Below are 6099 nucleotides of genomic sequence, written 5' to 3'. Positions count from 1 at the left end.
CGCGACGGCACACGACCCACGTCGTCTTCACGCCGCAGGAGCTCGTCGAGAAGCTCGCGGCGCTGGTCCCGCCGCCCCGCTTCCACCTGGCCCGCTACCACGGGATCCTGGGCCCCTGCGCCAGCGAGCGGGATCGGGTCGTGCCGGCGGGAGCGGGGCCGTCGCATCGACCGGCGCCTTGCTCGCGGGGTACTGCGATGGAGGAGTCCACTCAGCATCGCGGTGTCGGCTCATCGGCCGCCCTACCCGTCGGCGCGATGTCGGGCTTCCACGCGCTGATCGCCAGCGGCACCACGCCGAAGCTGCTCGACCGCGAGAGCGACGCGCGCGTGATCGGCTACGGCGCGATGCTGATGGAGAGCTTCGTCGCGATCATGGCGCTGCTGTCGGCGGCGGTGATGGACCCGGGCGTCCACTTCGCGATCAACCCGCTGTGGCCGCTGTTCGGGATCGCGAACCAGCTGCTGGCCGCCGCGACGACGATCCTGGTCAAGTCGGGTCGCGCGCGCTTCGGGCTGCTGACCGGGCTGCCGCTGGCCTGGCTGCTCACCGTCACGATGAGCGCCGGTTGGCAGAGGATCTTCCACGCCGAGCGCCGGATCGGCTTCCTGGCCCAGGCCGACTTCCTCGCCGGCGAGATCGCCGCCGGGCGCATCCCGGCCGCGAAGATCGCCGAGACCCAGCACGTGATCTCCAACAACCGCCTCGACGCCGCCATCACCGCCCTGTTCATGGCGCTGGTGGCGATCGTGGTGCTCGACGCGGCGCGCGTCTGGTGGCGGACGCTGCGCTCGAGGCCGGCGCCGGTCGGCGCCGAGGCGGCCTCCGCGTGAGGGCGGCGAGCGTCATCGGCGCCCGCGCGCGCGCCGGCGTTCTCGCCCTGCGTGACTTCCTGCGCGGCTTCCTCGGGCTGCCGGGAGCGCCCGGCAACGGCTCGACACCACGCGGAGACGCTGCCGCCGCGCAACGCGCCCTCGAGGAGCGCGCCGCCCGCTGGCCGACCTGCTGCTAGGCTGCGAGGCAGCATGGCGAAACAGCGCAGGAACTCGATCGTCGCGCGGGCAGGGCGGTTCGCGGACCGCTTCCGGATCCAGGACCCGAAGCGCTTCCGGCTGAAGCAGGTCGATCCCGGTGACACCTGGCGCCTGCGCTCCAAGGAGCAGGCCGCCGGCCTGCTCGAACAAGGCATCGAGCGTCTCACGGAGCTCCAGGAGATGCTCTACGCCCAGGACCGCTGGTCCCTGCTGCTCGTGTTCCAGGCCATGGACGCCGCCGGCAAGGACTCGACGATCAAGCACGTCATGTCCGGCGTGAACCCGCAGGGCTGCCAGGTGCACTCGTTCAAGCAGCCCTCGCCCGAGGAGCTCGACCACGACTTCCTCTGGCGCACCACCACGCGGCTGCCGGAGCGCGGGCGCATCGGCATCTTCAACCGCTCGCACTACGAGGAGGTGCTGGTGGTGCGCGTGCACCCGGAGCTGCTGGTGCGTCAGAAGCTGCCCTCGAAGCTGATCGCCAAGGACATCTGGGAGGAGCGCTTCCAGTCGATCAACGAGCTCGAGCAGCACCTCGCGCGCAACGGCACCGCGGTCCGCAAGTTCTTCCTGCACGTCTCGAAGGACGAGCAGCGCAAGCGCTTCGAGGAGCGCCTCGACCGACCCGAGAAGAACTGGAAGTTTGCGCTGGGCGACGTGCAGGAGCGCGCGCACTGGGACCAGTACCAGCGCGCCTACGAGGACATGATCCGCAATACCTCGACGCCGCACGCGCCGTGGTACGTGGTGCCGGCCGACCACAAGTGGTTCACGCGGCTGGTGGTGGCCGCGGCGGTGGTGGACGCGCTCGAGGACCTGAAGCTGGAGTGGCCGAAGGTGGACTCGGCGAAGCGCAAGGAGCTGGCGACGGCGCGCGAAGTGCTGGCGGGGGAGGATTGACGCCCCAGCGCCGGCCCCGGCGGCGATTCTCATCGATTTCTCATTGGCCGCCGGTGGACCGTACTCCCGCCAGGACTAGAATCCAGCGACCCAACGAGGAGGTCTCCATGCCGCTCGTCACCGTTCAAGCCGTCGAGGGCGTCTTCTCGGCGGCGCAGAAGCGCAAGATCATCGAACAGCTCACCGAGACGATGGTCGCGATCGAAGGCGAGAGCCTGCGACCCTACACCTGGGTGAAGGTCGAAGAGGTGAAGGAGGGCGACTGGGGGATCGGAGGCAAGATCCTCACCTGCGACGTCGTCCGCAAGCTCGGCGCCGCGGAGGCCTGAGATCAGCGGCCGAGTCGCGGCGCCGCCGCGAACGCTCGGCGAGCGCCTGGAACGGCGGGCTCGCGAGGGCTTCATCGGCCGCCACGGCGAGCTGGCCCTCCTGCTCCAGTGCCTGGAGGAGGAGGGCCCGCTCGTGGCCCACGTGCACGGCATCGCGGGGGTCGGCAAGACCACGCTGCTCGCGGCGTTCGTTGGGGAGGCGCAGGAGCGCGGCGCGTTGGTGATGGAGCTCGACTGTCGCGCCATCGAGCCGACCGAGCGGGGTCTCCTGCTCGCGCTGGCCGATGCGGCGGCCGCCCCCGAGCCCACCGTCGCGGCGATCGCCGCGCGGCTCGCGTCGCTGGCGCGCCGGGTCGTCCTCGTCCTCGACACCTACGAAGTGTTCCGGCTCATGGACGCGTGGGTGCGGCGGCGGCTGTTGCCGGCGCTCCCCGACCACGCGCGGGTGATACTCGCCGGCCGCCAGCCACCCGTCGCGGCCTGGCTCGCCGCGCCCGCGTGGCACGGTCTGTTCCGCGGCGTCTCCCTGGGTCCGTTGCACGATCGCGATGCCCGGCGCTTGCTCGAGCAGGCGGGCATCGCCGCTGGGGCCACGGCGCGCATCCAGGCCTTCGCACGGGGCCACCCGCTCGCCCTGCGGCTCGCGGCGCGCGCCCTCCTCGAGGACCCGAGCGCGGACCTCGAGCGGATGACCCTGCCGCACGTGCTCGAGAAGCTGGCGCGCGCACATCTCGAGGACGTCGCGGATCCCGCGATGCGCCGGACGCTCGAAGCGTGCTGCGTGATGCGCCGGGTCCGGCATTCGCTGCTCGAGGCGATCGCCCCGGCGGCAGCCGGGGATGGTGCCTACGAGCGTCTGCAGAGGCTCCCCTTCGTCGAGCCCTCTCCGGAAGGCCTGTGGATCCACGATGCGGTTCGGGAGGCGGTCGCCGCGTCGCTGCGGATGGCGGATCCCGCACGCCATCGGTCCGCGCGCCAGTCTGCCTGGCGGCAGCTGCGAGAGGAGCTCGCCGGCGCCGGGCCCCGGGAGCTCTGGACCTGCACGGCAGACATGCTCTACCTGCTCGAGAATCCGGTCGTGCGCGAGGCCTTCTTCCCGAGCGAGGCGCAAGCGCTTCACGTGGAGCCTGCCGGCGACGAAGACGGCGCGGCGATCGAGGAGATCCTCGCGCGCCACGACGGGGAGGAGGCCGCGCGGCATCTGTCCGGCTGGCGCGAGCGCCATCCGGCCGCGTTCCACGTCGTCCGGGAGAGTCACGGCGCCGCCGCCGGCTTCTACTGCATGTTCGAGCCTTCCGCAGTCGCCGACAGTGCGCTGGAGCGGGATCCGCTCACCCGGGCCTGGTGCCGACACCTGCGTGCGGAGCCCGTGTCCGCGTCGGAGCGTGTTCTCTTCATCCGGCGCTGGCTCGGCCGCGATCACGGCGAGGCCCCGTCTCCGGTCCAGGCTGCGTGCTGGCTCGACATCAAGCGTTCGTACCTCGAGCTGCGGCCGGCGCTCCGGCGTGTCTATCTTGGCGTGCGGGACCTCGATCCCTACGCGCAAGCAGCGGCGCGCTTGCGCTTCCAGGTGCTGCCCCGGCTCGAGGTCACGATGGATGGCGAACGCTACCGGACCGCAGTTCTCGACTTCGGGCCAGCTTCGGTCGACGGCTGGCTCGCCGAGCTGGTGTCCGACGAGCTCCAGATCCTGCACGAGGACATCGTCGATCTCGCCTCGCGCGAGCTGGTGGTGGACGGCGTGCGGACGCCGCTCACCGGGCTCGAGTTCGGCCTGCTCTCGTATCTCCTGCAGCACGAGGGTCGCGCCGTCTCGCGCGAAGAGCTGCTGCGGCGGGTCTGGGGCTACGAGTCGGGGAGTGCGAGCAACGTGGTGGACCAGGTGGTGCGGTCCCTGCGCAGCAAGCTCGGTGCGCGCGGCGTTCGGATCGAGCCGATCCGGGGCGTCGGCTACCGGCTTCGCAAGGACTGAGCGCCGCGCCCGGCCTCAGAACGGCGCCAGGGCCGCCGCCGCTTGCTCGGCCTGCGCGAGCAGGTCCTCGAGCAGCGACAGCACGCGCGCCCAGAAGCCGGGGTCCGCGATGTCGAGCCCGGTGCGTGCCACCACCTCGCGCGGCGACTCGGAGCCTCCGGCCGCCAGCATCTCCAGGTAGCGCGGCGCGAAGGCGGGGCCTTCCTCGTCGTAGCGGCGCACCAGCGCCAGCACCAGCAGCTCGCCGAACGCGTACGCGTAGCAGTAGAACGGCGAGTGCACGAAGTGCGCGAAGGCGTCCTCGAGCTTTCCGCACAGCAGGCCCAGGCGTACGGCGGGGTCGCGCTCCTCGCGGAGCAGGCGCCGGAACACGAGCATCTCGCCGACCACGCTCGCCGTCTCGGCGGTGGTGAGCGGCGTGTCCTGCTGGAACAGGCCACGCGCGCGGGCCAGGTACTGGTGCACGCCGTGGCCGAGCTCGTGGGCCAGCGTCATCACGTCGCGCAGGTTGCCGGTGTAGTTGAGCAGCACGTAGGGATGCGCCGCCGGCACCGTCGAGGCGGAGAAGGCGCCGCCGCGCTTGCCGGGCCGCAGCTCCGCGTCGATCCAGCGCCGCTCGAAGAAGCGCTCGGCGATGCCGGCCATGTCGGGCGCGAAGTCGCTGTACGCCTCGAGCACCACCCGGCGCGCCGAGTCCCAGGAGCGCCGGCCCTCGACGGCGGCGATCGGCGCGTAGCGGTCGTAGTCGAAGAGCCGCTCGAGGCCGAGCAGCCGGCCCTTCAGGCGGTAGTAGCGCTGGACCAGGTCGTAGCGCGCCTCGCAGGCGCCGAGCAGGGCAGGATGGGTGGCACCCTGCCGGCTTGGAGCCCACTCCCCGGAGGGCTTTTCCATAACGGGTAGCTATCGGCGCTCGATCCACCGCTTGTTCGCCCGTTCGAGCGTTGGTGGCTCGCGACCGGCGCGCTCCTCATTCCACCGCGCTTGCCGGCGGAAGCGCGATTGTTTCGATCCGGGACAGGTCGAGCTTGCGCGAAGCGTGGTCGATGTCGAACCCGACGACATCCCCCTTCTCATCGAGATCGACCACGAGACCTTCGACGATCTCCCGGGTCTCCGTACCCGGCGTGCTCCTCAGCTCGATGTAGAGGCTGTCCGTCTCCGGGTAGTAGTGCAGCTTCATCGTCCTTCCTCGCGGAACGTACGGTCGAAGAACGCGTTGTGGATCGTCTCCCCGTCCTCGAGCGTCACGACCCGCAGCACTCGCGCTTCGATCTCTCCGGTCATCCTGATCCTGCCCCAGTATCGAACCCGCCCGTCCCCCTGCACCTCGCGCCGGATCGGAGCAGCAAGCACGTCCTGGCACCACGCGCGCTGAATGTAGGGTCGCTTTCGCAGCACCTGCTCCTCGAAGTAGCGCGTGGTCCTCAAGGCTCTGCGTCGGCCCTCGTTGTTCTCTTGGGGCGCGCGGAGGATACCACGGAGCGGCGAGCAGCTCCTCGACCGACGATGGATCCGGGCAATCGAGGCCCGTCGGGACCAGGGGCCGCCTGGGGCCGCGGGGCCGTGGCCTGCGCTCTCCGGTGCAGCCCCATTCACGTCCTCGCAGCGCAGGAGACGCAAGCGCGCGTCACCTCTTGCGCTTCCTCGCGACTGAAAATGCGGGTGTCGCCAGTTCGATTCTGGCCTGGGCCACCATCCCGCCCGCGAGCAAGTCCGCGGAGATGCTGCTGTCTTCGTCGCCGGAGCGTTCGAAGCTCGCGGCCGCGTCGGGAATCGCCGGATCGGCAGGGGCCGTATCGGGCCGTCCGGGGCCGTCGGCGGGCTGCTTGCGGCCCCCGAAATCGGCGAAGGACCGATCGCCCTC

At 71.0% G+C, this 6099-nt stretch carries 8 protein-coding genes and 1 pseudogene; 5 read left to right on the top strand and 4 right to left on the bottom strand.

Going from position 1 to position 6099, the window contains the following annotated elements; genetic code table 11:
* From OZ948_19770 to OZ948_19750, 5 genes and pseudogenes are all read left to right on the top strand, one after another.
* A pseudogene (locus OZ948_19770) lies at nucleotides 1-752 on the top strand (transposase).
* Between the two features lie 77 nt (nucleotides 753-829).
* Nucleotides 830-1012, top strand: coding sequence for a hypothetical protein (locus OZ948_19765; protein MEB2346957.1), 183 nt, complete (start codon nucleotides 830-832; stop codon nucleotides 1010-1012).
* A 13-nt stretch (nucleotides 1013-1025) separates the two neighbouring features.
* Nucleotides 1026-1934, top strand: coding sequence for a polyphosphate kinase 2 family protein (locus tag OZ948_19760; GenBank protein MEB2346956.1), 909 nt, complete (start codon nucleotides 1026-1028; stop codon nucleotides 1932-1934).
* A gap of 107 nt (nucleotides 1935-2041) precedes the next feature.
* Nucleotides 2042-2263, top strand: coding sequence for a tautomerase family protein (locus tag OZ948_19755; protein MEB2346955.1), 222 nt, complete (start codon nucleotides 2042-2044; stop codon nucleotides 2261-2263).
* A gap of 133 nt (nucleotides 2264-2396) precedes the next feature.
* Nucleotides 2397-4235, top strand: a complete 1839-nt coding sequence (locus OZ948_19750; GenBank protein MEB2346954.1) for a winged helix-turn-helix domain-containing protein — start codon at nucleotides 2397-2399, stop codon at nucleotides 4233-4235.
* A 15-nt stretch (nucleotides 4236-4250) separates the two neighbouring features.
* Here OZ948_19750 and OZ948_19745 read toward each other — a convergent pair whose 3' ends face one another.
* From OZ948_19745 to OZ948_19730, 4 genes are all read right to left on the bottom strand, one after another.
* Entirely contained in the window at nucleotides 4251-5126 is an 876-nt protein-coding gene (locus OZ948_19745; protein MEB2346953.1) for a M3 family metallopeptidase, read from the bottom strand.
* Nucleotides 5127-5202: 76 nt separating this feature from the next.
* The gene (locus OZ948_19740) at nucleotides 5203-5415 is read right to left on the bottom strand and encodes a DUF2283 domain-containing protein (GenBank protein ID MEB2346952.1); all 213 of its coding nucleotides are present in this window, start codon (nucleotides 5413-5415) and stop codon (nucleotides 5203-5205) included.
* Nucleotides 5412-5663, bottom strand: a complete 252-nt coding sequence (locus OZ948_19735; protein MEB2346951.1) for a hypothetical protein — start codon at nucleotides 5661-5663, stop codon at nucleotides 5412-5414. The genes OZ948_19740 and OZ948_19735 overlap by 4 nt, the downstream gene beginning before the upstream one ends.
* Before the next feature lie 199 nt (nucleotides 5664-5862).
* Nucleotides 5863-6099, bottom strand: a 237-nt coding sequence (locus OZ948_19730) for a hypothetical protein (GenBank protein ID MEB2346950.1), incomplete at its 5' end; no start/stop codon positions are given.

The organism is Deltaproteobacteria bacterium, assembly GCA_035063765.1.
Classification (GTDB): domain Bacteria; phylum Myxococcota_A; class UBA9160; order UBA9160; family PR03; genus CAADGG01.
Note: the sequence above shows the minus strand (reverse complement) of the source record. Positions and strands in the feature narration are given on the sequence as shown.